This window comes from Nisaea sp. (genome assembly GCF_039990255.1).
Lineage (GTDB): Bacteria > Pseudomonadota > Alphaproteobacteria > Thalassobaculales > Thalassobaculaceae > Nisaea.
Genome location: NZ_JBDXGG010000017.1, coordinates 1 through 15,861 on the forward strand (window position 1 = coordinate 1; position 15,861 = coordinate 15,861).

Here is a 15,861-nt window from a genome sequence, read left to right on the forward strand (position 1 = left end):
GATGGTTATGCCGGGCGACAACATCGCGATGACGGTCAACCTGATCGCGCCGATCGCCATGGATGAAGGCCTGCGCTTCGCTATCCGCGAAGGTGGCCGCACCGTCGGCGCAGGCGTCGTCGCCAAAATCGTCGAGTAAAGATCTAATAACAGGCTGCCGTCCTAGCCTTTCACTCTGAGAGATTAGGGCGGCAACTTGCAGCGCGGTATAGGAGTGTAGCTCAATTGGTAGAGCACCGGTCTCCAAAACCGGGGGTTGCGGGTTCGATCCCTGCCACTCCTGCCACGCTTCAGTACAGTTGATTTCATTCCGCTGGGGCGCTATACAGCCCGGCTGACAGAAACGGATCACGATGGTAAAGGTCTCTCCGGCGCAGTTCGTCCGGCAGGTTCGCCAGGAAGTTTCCAAGGTGACCTGGGCGAGCCGTAAGGAAACAGGTGTGGGCACCATGATGGTTTTCATCATGGTGACGCTCGCGTCTATCTTCTTTTTCCTCGTCGATGGTGCGCTGTCGTGGGGTGTGAAATTTATATTGGGTTTGGGGGCTTAGTCGTTGGCACCGCGTTGGTACGTCCTCCATGTCTATTCCGGCTTCGAGAAGAAGGTCGCGCAATCCATTCGCGAGCAGGCAGCCGCGCATGAGATGGAAGACCTGATCGAAGAAGTTTTGGTTCCGACCGAGGAAGTCGTGGAAATGCGACGCGGCGCGAAAGTGAACGCAGAGCGCAAGTTTTTCCCGGGTTACATCCTCGTGAAGATGGAGTTGACCGATCAAAGCTGGCACCTGGTTCAGGACCAGCCGAAGGTTACAGGTTTTCTTGGCAGCAAGGGCAAGCCCCAGGCTATCTCGAGGTCCGAGGCCGAGAGGATCATCAAGCAGGTTGCTGAAGGTGTGGAGCGGCCGAAGCCGTCCGTTATCTTCGAGATCGGCGAGCAGGTACGTGTTTCCGACGGGCCGTTCGCGTCCTTCAACGGATATGTTGAGGATGTGGACGAAGAGAAATCCCGTCTCAAGGTTGCGGTGTCGATTTTTGGACGGTCGACGCCCGTCGAGCTGGAATATACCCAGGTCGAAAAAATCTGACGTTCAATTGATGTTCGCGTGGGAGGCCTTCCTGAAAACCTTGGAAGTCCGCACCACCCGGCACTATGAGAGGTAAGTACAATGGCGAAAAAGATCGCTGGCTACATCAAGCTGGAGATCAAGGCCGGTGAGGCGAATCCGTCTCCGCCGGTCGGCCCTGCGCTCGGTCAGCGCGGGCTTAACATCATGGAGTTCTGCAAAGCGTTCAACGCGGCCACTGGCAACGTTGAAAAAGGCACGCCGACTCCGGTTGTGATCACCGCTTATCAGGATCGTACGTTCTCGTTCGTGACCAAGACTCCGCCGGCCAGCTTCTTCATCAAGAAGGCCGCGAATCTTCCGAAGGGCGCGAGCAACCCGAGCAAGGAAATCGTTGGCAAGATCACCATGGACCAGGTCCGTGAGATCGCCGAAACGAAGATGCCGGATCTGAACGCCGTCGATCTTGAAGGCGCATGCCAGATGATCCGCGGTTCCGCCCGGTCCATGGGCGTTGAGGTTGTGGAGTAAGACGATGGCGAAACTGGGTAAGCGTCTCAAGGGCGCCTATGAGAGCGTCGATCGGCTGAAGCTGCATGCTCTCGACGAAGCTGTGAAACTGGTTAAGGGCGGCGCCAAGGCGAAGTTCGACGAGACCGTTGAGATCTCCATGAACCTCGGTGTTGACCCGCGTCATGCCGATCAGATGGTGCGTGGCGTTGTTGCTCTGCCGCATGGCACGGGTAAAGACGTGCGTGTCGCGGTTTTCGCGAAAGACGCGAAAGCTGACGAAGCGCGTGAAGCTGGTGCCGAAATCGTCGGTGCGGATGACCTGATGAAGGAAATCCAAGATGGCCGGACAGATTTCGACCGTGTCATCGCCACGCCGGACATGATGGCCCTCGTCGGCCGTCTTGGTAAGGTTCTGGGCCCGCGCGGTCTGATGCCGAACCCGAAGCTCGGTACCGTGACCCCGGATGTTGCTGGTGCTGTGACCGCCGCCAAGGCCGGTCAGGTTGAATTCCGCGTCGAGCGTGCCGGTATCGTTCATGCCGGTATCGGCAAGGCTAGCTTCTCTGAAGAGCAGTTGCTTGAGAACGCGAACGCGTTCGTCGATGCGATCACCCGCGCGAAGCCGTCAGGCGCCAAAGGCACCTACGTTCAGCGCATCGCGCTCAGCTCCACTATGGGGCCGGGTGTTAAAGTTGATACCGCAATTCTGGGCACTGCCTAAATATTGCGCGTAATTTTCTACGCCTGATAAAGGCGTGGAAAACAGGGGCCGGCCTTCGGATCGGCCCCGACCTGTCCGAGACTACGGGTGCCAAAGGGGCTTCGGCTACGGAGGCTTAATATCCCCGTACAGACAGGGGTGAAAACGGATTTCTATCCCGGTGTGCCGGGGCAGGCTGACGTTTGAGCTTCTGGGACAGGCGAACCGGGCCGACGGGCATGGTGTTCGTCGGTTCATGTGCAAAGGGGGCTTCGGCATTGTGCTGATGCCCGCAGATGCGGAGATGATCAGTGAACCGTACTGAAAAAGCGGCTCTGGTCGAGACCCTGAACAAGACCTTTTCGGATTCCGCGCTCGTCGTGGTTACCCATCAGGTCGGGCTGACGGTCGATGAGGTCAATGACCTTCGCGGCAAGATGCGTTCAGCAGGGGCCCGATACAAAGTCACGAAAAATCGGATCGCTCGTCTCGCTCTGAAAGGCACGGAGTACGAAAACCTCGAAGCGTCTTTCACGGGTCCGACGGCGATTGCTACGTCCGACGATCCGGTTGCCGCTGCAAAGGTTGCCGTCGAGTTCGCCAACACCAACGAGAAATTGTCCATTGTCGCCGGGGCTCTCGGCACAAAAATGCTCGATGTTGAGCAGGTCAAAGCTCTCGCCAAGTTGCCGTCTCTCGACGCACTGCGTGCAAAGCTGCTGGGCTTGCTGCAAGCCCCGGCGACCAAGGTCGCTGGTGTTCTGCAGGCACCCGCCGGCCAAGTGGCCCGGGTGGTTTCAGCCTACAGCAGTAAAGAGGGGTGAGTGGGCAATCCACTCCGTCTAACGAAGCTCAAACTGGAGTAATGTAAAATGGCTGATCTTGAAAAGCTCGTTGAAGAGCTGTCTACTCTGACGGTCCTCGAAGCGGCCGATCTGTCCAAGATGCTCGAAGAAAAATGGGGCGTTTCCGCTGCTGCTCCGGTTGCTGTTGCAGCCGTTGCAGGTGGTGGCGATGCCGGTGGTGCCGCTGCAGAAGAGAAGGACTCCTTTGACGTTGTCCTGACTGCTGCTGGCGACAAGAAGATCAACGTGATCAAAGAAGTTCGCGCGATCACCGGTCTCGGCCTGAAAGAAGCCAAGGACCTCGTCGAAGGTGCACCGAAGCCTGTGAAGGAAGGTGCTTCCAAGGACGAAGCCGAAGAGCTGAAGAAGAAACTCGAGGAAGCTGGTGCATCCGTCGAGTTGAAGTAACGCCTTGGCGTTACTCTGGAATACGGGTGGGGTGCGGGCGCGTCGGTAGACGCGCTCGTCGCCCTGCCCTTTTCCTGTTCTTACCGGTGCTGCCGAGGCATCAGCGGTAAGGCTAGGAGGTCGGTTTTTCCGGCCAGGCTGACAAGGCGGTTCTCGCGGCGGGCGCGGGAGCCATGGAGCGGACGGATACCCGTCCCGACCGCTCCTGTTCGAACGAAAGGTGGGCGAGGTTTGACCATGGCGATTTCCTCCGTTGGTTCCTTCACCAGTCGCAAGCGTGTGCGCAAGGATTTCGGGCGCATTTCCGAAGCGTCCCCAATGCCGAACCTGATTGAGGTTCAAAAAAGCTCCTACGATCTGTTTCTGCAGAAAGACGTGGCGATTGAAGACCGTCAGGTTCTCGGGCTTCAGGAAGTTTTCAAGTCGGTGTTCCCGATCAAGGACTTCTCCGAGCGCGCAATGCTCGAGTTCGTCAGCTACGAGTTCGAAACTCCGAAATATGACGTTGAAGAGTGCCAGCAGCGCGGGATCACCTTCGCGGCACCACTCAAGGTGACCCTGCGTCTCGTCGTCTGGGACGTCGAGGAAGAGACCGGCTCCCGCTCCATCCGGGACATCAAGGAGCAGGACGTCTATATGGGCGACATGCCGCTGATGACGAAGAACGGTACCTTCGTGATCAATGGAACCGAGCGTGTCATCGTCTCCCAGATGCACCGCTCTCCGGGCGTGTTCTTCGACCATGACAAGGGCAAGACCCACTCGTCCGGAAAATACCTCTTCGCTGCCCGCGTGATCCCGTATCGCGGTTCCTGGCTCGATTTTGAATTCGACGCCAAGGATATCCTCTATGTGCGCATCGACCGTCGCCGCAAGCTGCCCGCGACCACGCTGCTGTTGGCGCTGATGAGCGATCAGGCGGAAGGCTATCTGAAGGAGTGCCACGAGACAGGTGTCGACGTGGATCGCTCTCAGGTAACCGGCCTGACTGCCGAGGACATCCTCAGCTACTTCTACGAATCTATCACCTTCACCAAGAAGGGCGAAGACTGGAAAACCGCTTTCGACATCTCACGTCTGCGTGGCCAGAAGCTTGCCCGCGATCTGGTGGATGCCGATTCCGGTGAAGTCGTCGCCAAGCTTGGCGACAAGATGACCCCGCGCCTGGGCCGCAAGCTGAGCGAAGCCGGCCTGAAGGACGTTTATGTCCCGAGCGAAGAGCTCCTCACCCAGTATATCGCGATCGATATCATCAATCCGGAAACCGGCGAGATCATCGTCGAGGCCGGCGATGAGATCACCGAGGAGCTGCTTGAGACGATTGCAGGGGCAGGCATTGATGAGCTGCCGGTTCTGGCGATCGATCACATGACTGTCGGCGCCTACGTCCGCAATACGCTGGCAATGGATAAGAACACCACGCGCGAAGAAGCGCTGGTCGACATTTACCGGGTTATGCGCCCGGGTGAGCCGCCGACCCTTGAGACTGCGGAAAACCTGTTCAACGGTCTGTTTTTCGATTCCGAGCGCTACGATCTTTCCGCAGTTGGCCGGGTGAAGATGAACGCCCGTCTCGATCAGGAAACCGATGATCAGCTGCGTACCCTGCGCCGGGAAGACATTCTGGCGATCCTGAAGATCCTGGTCGACCTGAAGGACGGCAAGGGCGAGATCGACGACATTGACCACCTCGGCAACCGCCGTGTCCGGTCCGTCGGCGAGCTGATGGAGAACCAGTACCGTGTCGGCCTGCTGCGCATGGAACGGGCGATCCGCGAGCGCATGAGCTCGGTCGAGATCGATACCGTGATGCCGCATGATCTGATCAATGCGAAACCGGCGGCTGCAGCTGTTCGTGAATTCTTCGGCTCTTCGCAGCTGTCCCAGTTCATGGATCAGACCAACCCGCTCTCCGAGATCACCCACAAACGCCGTCTCTCGGCGCTTGGCCCGGGCGGTCTTACCCGTGAGCGTGCAGGCTTTGAAGTTCGTGACGTGCATCCGACCCACTATGGCCGGATCTGCCCGATTGAGACCCCTGAAGGCCCGAATATCGGTCTGATCAATTCTCTGGCCACATATGCCCGCGTCAACCAGTACGGTTTCATCGAGACCCCGTACCGCAAGGTTGTCGAAGGTACGGTAACCGACGAAGTTCGCTATATCTCGGCGATGGAAGAAGGCCGGTACACGGTGGCTCAGGCCAACGCCCCGGTCGATGACAACAATCGTTTCGTTGAAGAACTGATCCCGGTCCGCCGTCAGGGCGATTTCGGTTTGGCCCGCCCGGAAGATATCGATCTGATCGACGTCTCGCCGAAGCAGCTAGTGTCCGTTGCCGCAGCGCTCATTCCGTTCCTCGAGAACGATGACGCGAACCGCGCGCTGATGGGCTCGAACATGCAGCGGCAGGCTGTTCCGTTGGTCAAAGCCGAGGCGCCGTATGTCGGCACCGGTATGGAAGCCCGCGTTGCTCGCGACAGTGGCGTGACCATCGTCGCCAAGCGCTCCGGTATTGTTGATCAGGTGGACGCGACTCGTATCGTTGTCCGTGCCACCGACGCGACGGCGAGTACGGAAAGCAATGTCGATATCTACTCGCTGCTGAAGTTCCAGCGCTCGAACCAGAACACCTGTATCAACCAGCGCCCGCTGGTGAAGGTTGGTGACCGGGTTCAGGCCGGTGACATCATGGCGGACGGCCCGTCCACGGATCTCGGCGAGCTCGCGCTTGGCCGGAACGTGCTCGTCGCCTTCATGCCGTGGAATGGCTACAACTTCGAAGATTCGATCCTGATCTCCGAACGCATCGTCCGTGACGATGTCTTCACCTCGATCCATATCGAGGAATTCGAGATCATGGCTCGCGATACCAAGCTGGGTCAGGAAGAGATCACGCGCGACATTCCGAATGTCGGCGAAGAAGCCCTGAAGAACCTTGACGAAGCCGGCATGGTCTATATCGGTGCCGAGGTGAACCCAGGCGATATCCTCGTCGGTAAGGTGACGCCGAAGGGCGAAAGCCCGATGACGCCGGAAGAGAAACTTCTCCGCGCGATCTTCGGCGAAAAGGCTTCCGACGTCCGTGACACGTCCCTGAAGGTTCCGCCGGGGGGCACCGGCACGGTTGTTGAAGTCCGTGTCTTCTCCCGCCGCGGAGTCGACAAGGACGAACGTGCTCTGGCTATTGAGCGGTCGGAAATCGAACGTCTTGCAAAGGATCGCGACGACGAACGGGCGATCCTCGAGCGTGGCTTCTTTGCCCGCCTGAAGGAACAGCTGCTCGGTCAGAAGTCGGTCGAAGGTCCGAAGGGCTTCAAGGGCGGCGTTGAGATCACCGAAGCGGTGCTCGCCGAATACACCCAGGGACAGTGGCGTCAGTTCTCGGTCGAAGACGAAACCCGGATGGAATATCTGGAAGGGATCAAGGGCGAGTTCGACAAGAGTGTCGAAGAGCTGCAGTCCCGCTTCGATAACAAGGTCGAAAAGCTGCAGCGCGGTGACGAGCTGCCGCCGGGCGTTATGAAGATGGTCAAGGTCTTCGTTGCGGTGAAGCGCAAGCTTCAGCCGGGCGATAAGATGGCCGGCCGCCATGGTAACAAGGGTGTCATTTCCAAGATCAACCCGGTCGAGGACATGCCCTATCTCGAGGATGGCACCGCCGTTGACATCGTGCTCAATCCGCTTGGTGTGCCAAGCCGCATGAATGTCGGGCAGATCCTTGAAACCCACCTCGGCTGGGCATCGCATGGCCTTGGTCTGCAGATCAACGAGATGCTGACCGATATTCACAACACGGCCAAGACTGGCGGCTTCAAGACGTTGTTCGAGAAAGTGTACGGCGAGAAGCAGTACAAGGCCGAGATCGAGCCGCTGGGCGACGACGAGATTCTTGAGCTCGCCGGCAACCTCAGCCGAGGTGTGCCGATGGGCACGCCGGTGTTCGACGGCGCCAAAGAAGACGACATTGTCGCCATGCTGGATACAGCCGGTCTGGACTCCACCGGTCAGGTTACCCTGATCGATGGCCGGACAGGTGAGGTATTCGATCGTAAGGTGACCGTCGGTTACATCTACATGCTGAAGCTGCATCACTTGGTGGATGACAAGATCCACGCGCGTTCCATTGGCCCGTACAGTCTTGTTACCCAGCAGCCGCTGGGTGGTAAGGCGCAGTTCGGTGGGCAGCGTTTCGGGGAAATGGAGGTCTGGGCACTGGAAGCCTACGGCGCTGCATATACCCTGCAGGAAATGCTGACGGTGAAGTCGGACGATGTGTCCGGCCGGACCAAGGTGTACGAGGCTATTGTTCGCGGCGACGACAATTTCGAGGCGGGTATTCCGGAATCCTTCAACGTTCTCGTGAAGGAACTCCGCTCCCTCGGCTTGAATGTCGAGCTGGAACAAGAGCAGCAGTAAGCCATTCCGGGTGGTCTCCTAAGGAGATCGCCCGGTTCTATCCTCCCGGGTACGGACTTGCCGATCCCGGCCGCGTCGCACACTATGGTAAGTCGGCGCACAACGTCCCAGTGACGTAAGGAGATGCTTGATGAACGAGTTGATGAACATCTTTGGTCAGCCGTCCGGTCCTCAGAGCTTTGATCACATCCGGATCGCTATCGCGAGCCCGGAGCGGATCCGCTCATGGTCGTTCGGTGAAATCAAGAAGCCCGAGACCATCAACTACCGGACTTTTAAGCCGGAGCGCGATGGCCTGTTCTGCGCCCGGATCTTCGGTCCGATCAAGGACTATGAGTGCCTGTGCGGCAAGTACAAGCGGATGAAGTACCGCGGCATCATCTGCGAGAAGTGCGGCGTTGAAGTTACGCTCTCGAAGGTGCGCCGCGAGCGGATGGGCCACATTGAGCTGGCCTCTCCGGTTGCCCACATCTGGTTCCTGAAGTCCCTGCCGAGCCGGATCGGTCTGTTGCTCGACATGACCCTCAAGGATCTGGAACGGATCCTCTATTTCGAGAGCTTCTGTGTCGTCGAGCCGGGCCTGACACCGTTCAAATACCGCCAGCTCCTGAGCGAAGAAGATTTCTACGACGCACAGGACGAGTACGGCGAGGATACCTTCAAGGCCATGATTGGCGCTGAGGCGCTGAAGGAAATGATGGTCAACCTCGATCTTGACGAGGAAAAGGAAACCATTCGTGAAGAGCTTCGGACCACCGGTTCCGAAGCCAAGCGCAAGAAGCTGGTCAAGCGTCTGAAGCTAATCGAGGCTTTCGAGGAATCCGGCTGCCGTCCGGAATGGATGATCCTCGACGTCATCCCGGTCATTCCGCCGGAACTGCGCCCGCTGGTTCCACTGGATGGCGGCCGTTTCGCTACCTCGGACCTGAACGATCTCTATCGCCGGGTGATCAACCGGAACAACCGTCTGAAGCGGCTGATTGAGCTGCGTGCGCCGGACATTATTGTCCGTAACGAAAAGCGTATGCTGCAGGAATCAGTCGATGCCCTGTTCGATAACGGCCGCCGGGGCCGGGTCATCACTGGCGCCAACAAACGCCCGCTGAAGTCCCTCTCCGACATGCTGAAGGGTAAGCAGGGCCGGTTCCGTCAGAACCTGCTCGGTAAGCGTGTCGACTATTCCGGCCGTTCGGTCATCGTCGTCGGCCCGAGCCTGATGCTGCATCAGTGCGGTCTGCCGAAGAAGATGGCGCTCGAGCTGTTCAAGCCGTTCATCTATTCGAAGCTCGAGCTCTACGGTCTCGCCAGCACCATCAAGGCTGCAAAGCGTATGGTCGAGAAGGAGCGTCCGGAAGTCTGGGATATCCTCGAAGAGGTTATTCGCGAGCATCCGGTCATGCTGAACCGTGCACCGACCCTTCACCGTCTCGGTATCCAGGCATTCGAGCCGGTGCTGATCGAAGGTAAGGCGATTCAGCTGCATCCGCTGGTCTGTACCGCGTTCAACGCCGACTTCGACGGTGACCAGATGGCGGTCCATGTACCGCTTTCCCTGGAAGCACAGCTCGAAGCGCGCGTGTTGATGATGTCGACCAACAACATCCTCAGCCCAGCGAACGGCAAGCCGATCATCGTGCCGTCCCAGGATATCATCCTCGGTCTCTACTACCTCACGATCGAGCGTGAAAATATGCCGGGCGAGGGCATGGTCTTTGCTGAAATGGCCGAGATCGAGCACGCGCTGAATTCCGGTGCGGTGAACCTGCACACCAAGATCCAGGCTCGTGTCGATACGTTCGATGAGACCGGTGAAGAGGTGACCAAGCGCGTCGACACCACGCCGGGTCGTCTGAAGATTGCGCAGCTGCTGCCGAAAAACCCGAATCTTCCTTTCCCGGTCATCAACAAGCTGATGACGAAGAAGGAAGTGCAGAGTGTTATCGATCAGGTCTATCGCCACTGCGGTCAGAAGGACACGGTGATCTTCGCCGACCGTCTGATGACCCTCGGCTTTGGCCACGCCTGCCGCGCCGGCATTTCGTTCGGTAAGGACGATCTGATCATTCCGGACGCCAAGCAGGAACTGGTCGATGAAGCCCATTCCGAGGTGAAGGAATTCGAGCAGCAATATCTCGACGGCCTGATCACCCAGGGTGAGAAGTACAACAAGGTCATCGACGTCTGGTCCCGTTGCACCGATGCGGTCGCCGAAAAGATGATGGAGCACATGTCCAACGAGGAGCCGGGCAAGCCCGTCAACTCGGTCTGGATGATGGCCCATTCAGGTGCTCGTGGTTCCGCGACGCAGATCAAGCAGCTTGCCGGTATGCGCGGCCTGATGGCCAAGCCGTCCGGTGAGATCATCGAGACGCCGATCACCTCGAACTTCAAGGAGGGCCTGACCGTCCTTGAATACTTCAACTCCACTCACGGTGCCCGTAAGGGGCTGGCCGACACGGCGTTGAAGACGGCTAACTCCGGTTACCTGACGCGCCGTCTGGTCGACGTTGCTCAGGATTGCATCATCACCGAAGAAGATTGCGGCACCGAGCGCGGTATCACGGTGAAAGCCGTCGTCGAAGGTGGCGAGGTGATCGATCCGCTGAGCGAGCGTATCCTTGGCCGGACCTGTGCCGACGATCTGATTGCCCCGCTGACGGGTGAGAAGATCGCCGATGCGTCCACCATCATTGACGAGCCGCTGGTTGACGCGATCGAGCGGGCCGGTATTGACCAGGTGCGCCTGCGTTCGGTACTGACATGCGATAGCAAGGTCGGCGTTTGCGCCACCTGCTACGGCCGTGATCTGGCTCGTGGTACCCGCGTCAATATCGGTGAAGCGGTCGGTGTCATTGCCGCCCAGTCTATCGGTGAGCCGGGCACCCAGCTGACCATGCGGACCTTCCATATTGGCGGCGCAGCACAGCGTGGTGCCGAGCAGTCCAGCATCGAAGCCGCGTTCGACGCCAGTGTGAAGGTGTTGAATCGGAACGTGGTGACGAACTCCGAAGGCATCCTGATCGTGATGAGCCGGAACACGGAAGTGATCCTCCAGGACGACCAGGGTCGCGAGCGGGCCCGTCACCGGATCCCGTATGGCTCCCGTCTGTTTGTCGATGACGAGCAGATCGTGAAGCCGGGCGATAAGATTGCAGATTGGGATCCGTACACAATTCCGATCATCACCGAAAAAGAAGGTACGGCGCACTATGTCGACCTTGTCGACGGTGTTTCTATGAACGAAGTCACCGACGAAGCGACCGGTATTGCTTCCCGTGTGGTTATCGACTGGAAGCAGCAGCAGCGCGGTGGCGATCTGCGTCCGCGCATCACCTTGCGGGACGAGAAGGGCGAGGTCATTGAATTGGCCAACGGTCTTGAGGCCCGCTACTTCATGTCGGTCGACGCTATTCTGTCGGTTGATAACGGTGCTCAGGTCCGTGCTGGTGATGTGCTGGCGCGTATCCCGCGGGAGTCTTCCAAGACACGTGATATCACTGGTGGTCTGCCTCGGGTTGCGGAGCTCTTCGAAGCACGTAAGCCGAAAGACTATGCGATCATCAGTGAGTCCGAAGGTCGCGTCGAATTCGGCAAGGACTACAAGACCAAGCGCCGGATCATGGTTGTGCCGCAGGATGCCGAGAAGGAAACGGTCGAGTACCTAATCCCGAAGGGCAAGCATCTCGCGGTTCAGGAAGGCGACTTCGTTCAGGTCGGCGACTTGCTGATGGATGGTAATCCAGTCCCGCATGACATTCTGAACGTTCTTGGTGTCGAGGCGCTTGCCGAGTACATCATCAACGAAATTCAGGACGTCTACCGTTTGCAGGGCGTGAAGATCAACGACAAGCACATCGAAGTGATCGTCCGTCAGATGCTGCAAAAGGTCGAAGTCTCCGACGCCGGTGACACGACGCTGCTTATTGGCGAGACCATCGATCGCGACGAGTTTGACGAGGCCAATGAAAAGGCACTCGCCGAAGATCTTCGGCCGGCAAAGGCAATCCCGATCCTGCACGGTATTACCAAAGCATCCCTGCAGACCCGGTCCTTCATCTCCGCCGCGTCCTTCCAGGAAACCACCCGCGTCCTCACCGAGGCGGCTGTTTCCGGCAAGAAGGACCAGCTCGAAGGCCTGAAGGAAAACGTCATCGTCGGTCGCTTGATTCCGGCCGGTACCGGCAGCGTGATGAATCGCCTGAAGCGGATTGCCGCCGATCGCGACCGCGTGCTGGCTCCGGTAAAGGAAGAAGCTCCGGCGATTGCGGAAGAAGCCGAGTCGGAGGCGCAGGTCCCGGCCGCGGAATAAGACACAGCGCGAAAGCGCGAAAACATCATTCGAGTCGAATGCAGGCGGCGCCCGGATCACCATCCGGGCGCCGTTGTCTTTCCTTCCGGAGCACTGCTTCGGTATAGAATGGATTGAATCTTGCTCGGAAGGCCGTAGGTAGGTCCGGGAATTTCCCCGGAATGCCCGGATCTAGTGGCTTTCCGCTCTGCACATCGCAAATAGGCGCTATGCGGAAAAAAGCAGGATTCAGTCCTTGACCGCACAAGGGTGCGTCAATAGTATCCGCCAGCCTTTGGAGGCTGGTGGTGACAACGGTGTCGGTAGCGGCGCAATTGTTCAGACGCAGTCTCGGCGAAACGCTTGAACACTAAGTTCGAATTCGAACGCCGCGCAAAGAATGGTTGGCCGGCAGGGCGGTGCCCTGGGGCCGATTGTTGTTTGCATAAATGTTTTAAGTCGAGAGGGTCGACTGAATGCCGACGATCAATCAGCTGATTCGGCAGGGCCGTAAGGCTCCTGTTGAGCGCAATAAAGTCCCTGCGCTGGAAGCCTGCCCGCAAAAGCGTGGCGTGTGCACGCGCGTTTACACAACGACGCCGAAAAAGCCGAACTCCGCGCTTCGTAAAGTCGCGCGTGTCCGTCTTACCAACGGCTTCGAAGTCACAAGCTACATTCCGGGTGAAGGACATAACCTTCAGGAGCACTCTGTCGTGATGATCCGCGGCGGCCGTGTGAAGGATCTTCCCGGTGTGCGCTATCACATCATTCGCGGCACGCTGGATACCCAGGGTGTCAAGGACCGCCGTCAGCGCCGCTCGAAATACGGCGCTAAGCGTCCTAAGTAAGGAGATACCGGATGTCCAGACGTCATCGCGCAGAAAAACGCGAAGTTCTGCCCGACGCCAAATTTGGCGACGAGGTGGTCTCCAAGTTCATGAGCTGTCTCATGTATGACGGCAAGCGGTCTGTGGCTGAAAGCATTGTTTACGGTGCCTTCGACCGCGTTGAGGCCCGTACCGGCCAGGCGCCGGTTGCTGTGTTCCACGAAGCGCTCGCCAACGTTAAGCCGACCGTCGAGGTTCGTTCTCGCCGTGTTGGTGGTGCGACCTATCAGGTGCCGGTTGAAGTCCGCACTGAGCGGGCGCAGGCGCTGGCCATTCGCTGGACCATCGACGCTGCACGTAAGCGCTCGGAAAACACGATGGTCGATCGGCTTTCCGGTGAACTAATGGATGCCGTGAACAATCGCGGCGCTGCAGTGAAGAAGCGTGAAGATACGCACCGTATGGCTGACGCCAACAAAGCTTTCTCGCATTACCGCTGGTAACCCAGGGATTTTGGACGGACGCCATGGCTAGGACACACCCGCTCGAGCGCTATCGTAATATCGGCATCATGGCTCACATTGATGCAGGTAAAACAACGACCACGGAACGCGTGCTTTATTACACAGGCCGTTCCTACAAGATCGGTGAGGTCCACGACGGCGCCGCTACGATGGATTGGATGGAGCAGGAGCAGGAGCGGGGGATCACGATCACCTCGGCTGCGACGACCTGTTTCTGGAACGATCATCGGGTCAACATCATCGATACGCCGGGTCACGTTGACTTCACGATTGAGGTCGAGCGTGCGCTTCGGGTTCTCGATGGCGCGGTCGCAGTGTTCGATTCGGTCGCCGGTGTCGAGCCGCAGTCCGAAACAGTCTGGCGTCAGGCTGATAAGTACAACGTCCCGCGGATTTGTTTCATCAACAAGATGGACCGCATCGGCGCTGACTTCTATCGCTGCGTAGACATGATCATTGATCGCCTCGGTGCGACCCCGTTGGTGATGCAGATGCCGCTCGGTGGTGAGTCTGATTTCGCCGGTATCGTCGATATTATGCAGATGAAGGCGATTCGCTGGCTCGATGAATCCTTGGGTGCTGAGTTCGAGATCATTGATATCCCGGACAATCTGAAGGAAAAGGCCGAAGAGTACCGCGCTCAGTTGATCGAGACTGCCGTCGAGCAGGACGATGACGCCATGGAAGCGTATCTCGAAGGTAAAGAGCCGGATGAAGCCACTCTTAAGGCTTGCATCCGCAAGGGCACCATCGCCGGCGCGTTTGTGCCGGTGACTTGTGGTTCCGCCTTCAAGAACAAAGGTGTTCAGCCGCTCCTCGATGCTGTTGTCGATTATCTGCCGAGCCCGCTGGATATTGGCGCCGTTACCGGTGTCGCTATGGATGGCGAAACACCGATCGAGCGCAATCCGTCCGATGACGAGCCGTTTGCCGGTCTTGCCTTCAAGGTCATGAACGATCCGTTCGTAGGGACCCTTACTTTCGTGCGTGTCTATTCGGGTGTGCTTGAAACCGGCACCTCGACACAGAATACGGTCAAGGATCAGCGCGAGCGCGTTGGCCGCATGCTGCTCATGCATTCCAACAGTCGTGAAGATATCAAGGAAGCACGCGCTGGTGACATTGTCGCTATCGCGGGTCTGAAGAACACCACGACCGGTGACACCCTGACCGAGCCGACCAAGCAGGTCATCCTGGAGCGCATGGAGTTCCCGGATCCGGTCATCGAAGTCGCGGTCGAGCCGAAGACCAAGAGCGATCAGGAAAAGATGTCGACCGCTCTGCAGCGTCTCGCGGCCGAGGATCCGTCCTTCCGCGTGTCCGTTGACCACGAAAGCGGTCAGACGGTGATCAAGGGCATGGGTGAGCTTCATCTTGAGATCCTGGTCGACCGTATGCACCGGGAATTCAAGGTGGACGCCAATGTCGGCGCGCCTCAGGTTGCTTACCGTGAGACGATCACGAAGACTGCCGATATCGACTACACCCACAAGAAGCAGACTGGTGGATCCGGTCAGTTCGCACGGGTGAAGATGACCTTCGGCCCGGCCGAAACAGGCGAAGGCTTCGTCTTCGAGAACAAGGTTGTCGGCGGTAACATTCCGAAAGAATACATTCCTGGCGTCGAAAAGGGCCTGAACAGCTCGAAGGAAAGCGGTGTCCTCACCGGTTTCCCGGTTATCGATTTCAAGGTCACTTTGACTGACGGTGCGTCCCACGATGTCGACTCCAGCGTGCTGGCGTTCGAAATCGCGGCCCGTGCCGCTTTCAAGGAAGGCATGCAGAAAGCGGGTCCCCGCCTTCTCGAGCCGATCATGAAGGTCGAGGTCGTGACCCCGGAAGACTATATGGGCGACATCATCGGCGATCTGAACAGTCGTCGTGGTCAGGTGGGCGGCATGGATCAGCGCGGTAATGCGCGTGTGATCGAAGCCATGGTCCCGCTGGCCAACATGTTCGGCTATGTGAATACCCTGCGCTCAATGAGCCAGGGACGTGCGCAGTATACCATGCAGTTCGACCACTATGAGCAGGTGCCTCAGGCTGTCGCGGATGAAGTCCGCGCCAAACTGGCCTAATGCTCCGCTGGTGTCGGTAATGAAAACGAAGAACAAAAGGTACGGAGCCTAGAACGATGGCGAAGGAAAAGTTTGAGCGGAATAAGCCGCACTGCAACATTGGCACAATTGGCCACGTTGATCACGGCAAGACGTCTTTGACGGCAGCGATCACGAAGGTGCTTGCTGAGGCTGGTGGCGCGAGCTTCACGGCTT

The 15,861-nt window shown here is 58.3% G+C and carries 13 protein-coding genes, 1 tRNA gene and 1 pseudogene; 14 read left to right on the forward strand and 1 reads right to left on the reverse strand.

Translation table 11 applies throughout. The features are described from left to right. From tuf to rplL, 8 genes and pseudogenes are all read left to right on the forward strand, one after another. A pseudogene (tuf, locus tag ABJ076_RS10160) lies at window positions 1-139 on the forward strand (elongation factor Tu); the annotation flags it as partial. A gap of 71 nt (window positions 140-210) precedes the next feature. After that, window positions 211-286, forward strand: a tRNA-Trp gene (locus tag ABJ076_RS10165). 67 nt (window positions 287-353) lie between these two features. Further along, the gene (gene secE, locus ABJ076_RS10170) at window positions 354-551 is read left to right on the forward strand and encodes a preprotein translocase subunit SecE (protein ID WP_028464340.1); all 198 of its coding nucleotides are present in this window, start codon (window positions 354-356) and stop codon (window positions 549-551) included. A gap of 3 nt (window positions 552-554) precedes the next feature. Then, complete coding sequence (gene nusG, locus ABJ076_RS10175; protein WP_028464339.1) at window positions 555-1,085, forward strand: transcription termination/antitermination protein NusG; 531 nt, start codon at window positions 555-557, stop codon at window positions 1,083-1,085. An 81-nt stretch (window positions 1,086-1,166) separates the two neighbouring features. Further along, window positions 1,167-1,595, forward strand: coding sequence for a 50S ribosomal protein L11 (gene rplK / locus ABJ076_RS10180; RefSeq protein ID WP_348187814.1), 429 nt, complete (start codon window positions 1,167-1,169; stop codon window positions 1,593-1,595). A 4-nt stretch (window positions 1,596-1,599) separates the two neighbouring features. Next, the gene (gene rplA / locus ABJ076_RS10185) at window positions 1,600-2,298 is read left to right on the forward strand and encodes a 50S ribosomal protein L1 (protein WP_348187816.1); all 699 of its coding nucleotides are present in this window, start codon (window positions 1,600-1,602) and stop codon (window positions 2,296-2,298) included. A gap of 290 nt (window positions 2,299-2,588) precedes the next feature. Further along, a complete protein-coding gene (gene rplJ / locus ABJ076_RS10190) occupies window positions 2,589-3,101 on the forward strand; it encodes a 50S ribosomal protein L10 (protein WP_348187818.1) in 513 nt (170 codons plus the stop codon). A gap of 48 nt (window positions 3,102-3,149) precedes the next feature. After that, window positions 3,150-3,530, forward strand: a complete 381-nt coding sequence (gene rplL / locus ABJ076_RS10195; protein ID WP_348187821.1) for a 50S ribosomal protein L7/L12 — start codon at window positions 3,150-3,152, stop codon at window positions 3,528-3,530. Window positions 3,531-3,610: 80 nt separating this feature from the next. On the opposite strand, the gene ABJ076_RS10200 is transcribed toward rplL, so the two are convergent. Then, window positions 3,611-3,769: a hypothetical protein gene (locus ABJ076_RS10200; RefSeq protein WP_348187824.1), complete on the reverse strand. Its 159-nt coding sequence runs from the start codon at window positions 3,767-3,769 to the stop codon at window positions 3,611-3,613. Here ABJ076_RS10200 and rpoB point away from each other — a divergent pair. From rpoB to ABJ076_RS10230, 6 genes are all read left to right on the forward strand, one after another. Beyond that, window positions 3,768-7,949: a DNA-directed RNA polymerase subunit beta gene (rpoB, locus tag ABJ076_RS10205; RefSeq protein ID WP_348202558.1), complete on the forward strand. Its 4,182-nt coding sequence runs from the start codon at window positions 3,768-3,770 to the stop codon at window positions 7,947-7,949. The genes ABJ076_RS10200 and rpoB overlap by 2 nt on opposite strands. Window positions 7,950-8,079: 130 nt before the next feature. Then, a complete protein-coding gene (gene rpoC, locus ABJ076_RS10210) occupies window positions 8,080-12,258 on the forward strand; it encodes a DNA-directed RNA polymerase subunit beta' (protein WP_348187829.1) in 4,179 nt (1,392 codons plus the stop codon). Window positions 12,259-12,713: 455 nt separating this feature from the next. Then, window positions 12,714-13,085 carry a 30S ribosomal protein S12 gene (gene rpsL, locus ABJ076_RS10215; RefSeq protein ID WP_028464332.1) on the forward strand — a complete coding sequence of 124 codons (372 nt, stop codon included), beginning with the start codon at window positions 12,714-12,716 and terminating at the stop codon, window positions 13,083-13,085. Window positions 13,086-13,096: 11 nt separating this feature from the next. Continuing rightward, on the forward strand, window positions 13,097-13,567 hold the full coding sequence (gene rpsG, locus ABJ076_RS10220) for a 30S ribosomal protein S7 (protein ID WP_028464331.1): 471 nt from the start codon (window positions 13,097-13,099) through the stop codon (window positions 13,565-13,567). A gap of 23 nt (window positions 13,568-13,590) precedes the next feature. Then, window positions 13,591-15,666 (forward strand): elongation factor G, encoded by a 2,076-nt coding sequence (gene fusA / locus ABJ076_RS10225; protein WP_348187833.1) that lies wholly within the window; start codon window positions 13,591-13,593, stop codon window positions 15,664-15,666. 56 nt (window positions 15,667-15,722) lie between these two features. After that, window positions 15,723-15,861: GTP-binding protein (locus ABJ076_RS10230; RefSeq protein WP_348187836.1), on the forward strand; the 139-nt coding region annotated here is incomplete at its 3' end.

What these genes read in the sequence shown, in the direction of transcription:
- secE (WP_028464340.1), top strand. Translation starts at nt 354, where the DNA reads ATGGTAAAGGTCTCTCCGGCGCAGTTCGTCCGGCAGGTTCGCCAGGAA.
- rpoC (WP_348187829.1), top strand. Translation starts at nt 8,080, where the DNA reads ATGAACGAGTTGATGAACATCTTTGGTCAGCCGTCCGGTCCTCAGAGC.
- rplK (WP_348187814.1), top strand. Translation starts at nt 1,167, where the DNA reads ATGGCGAAAAAGATCGCTGGCTACATCAAGCTGGAGATCAAGGCCGGT.
- rplL (WP_348187821.1), top strand. Translation starts at nt 3,150, where the DNA reads ATGGCTGATCTTGAAAAGCTCGTTGAAGAGCTGTCTACTCTGACGGTC.
- ABJ076_RS10200 (WP_348187824.1), bottom strand. Translation starts at nt 3,769, where the DNA reads ATGGTCAAACCTCGCCCACCTTTCGTTCGAACAGGAGCGGTCGGGACG.
- rplA (WP_348187816.1), top strand. Translation starts at nt 1,600, where the DNA reads ATGGCGAAACTGGGTAAGCGTCTCAAGGGCGCCTATGAGAGCGTCGAT.
- fusA (WP_348187833.1), top strand. Translation starts at nt 13,591, where the DNA reads ATGGCTAGGACACACCCGCTCGAGCGCTATCGTAATATCGGCATCATG.
- rpoB (WP_348202558.1), top strand. Translation starts at nt 3,768, where the DNA reads ATGGCGATTTCCTCCGTTGGTTCCTTCACCAGTCGCAAGCGTGTGCGC.
- rpsG (WP_028464331.1), top strand. Translation starts at nt 13,097, where the DNA reads ATGTCCAGACGTCATCGCGCAGAAAAACGCGAAGTTCTGCCCGACGCC.
- rpsL (WP_028464332.1), top strand. Translation starts at nt 12,714, where the DNA reads ATGCCGACGATCAATCAGCTGATTCGGCAGGGCCGTAAGGCTCCTGTT.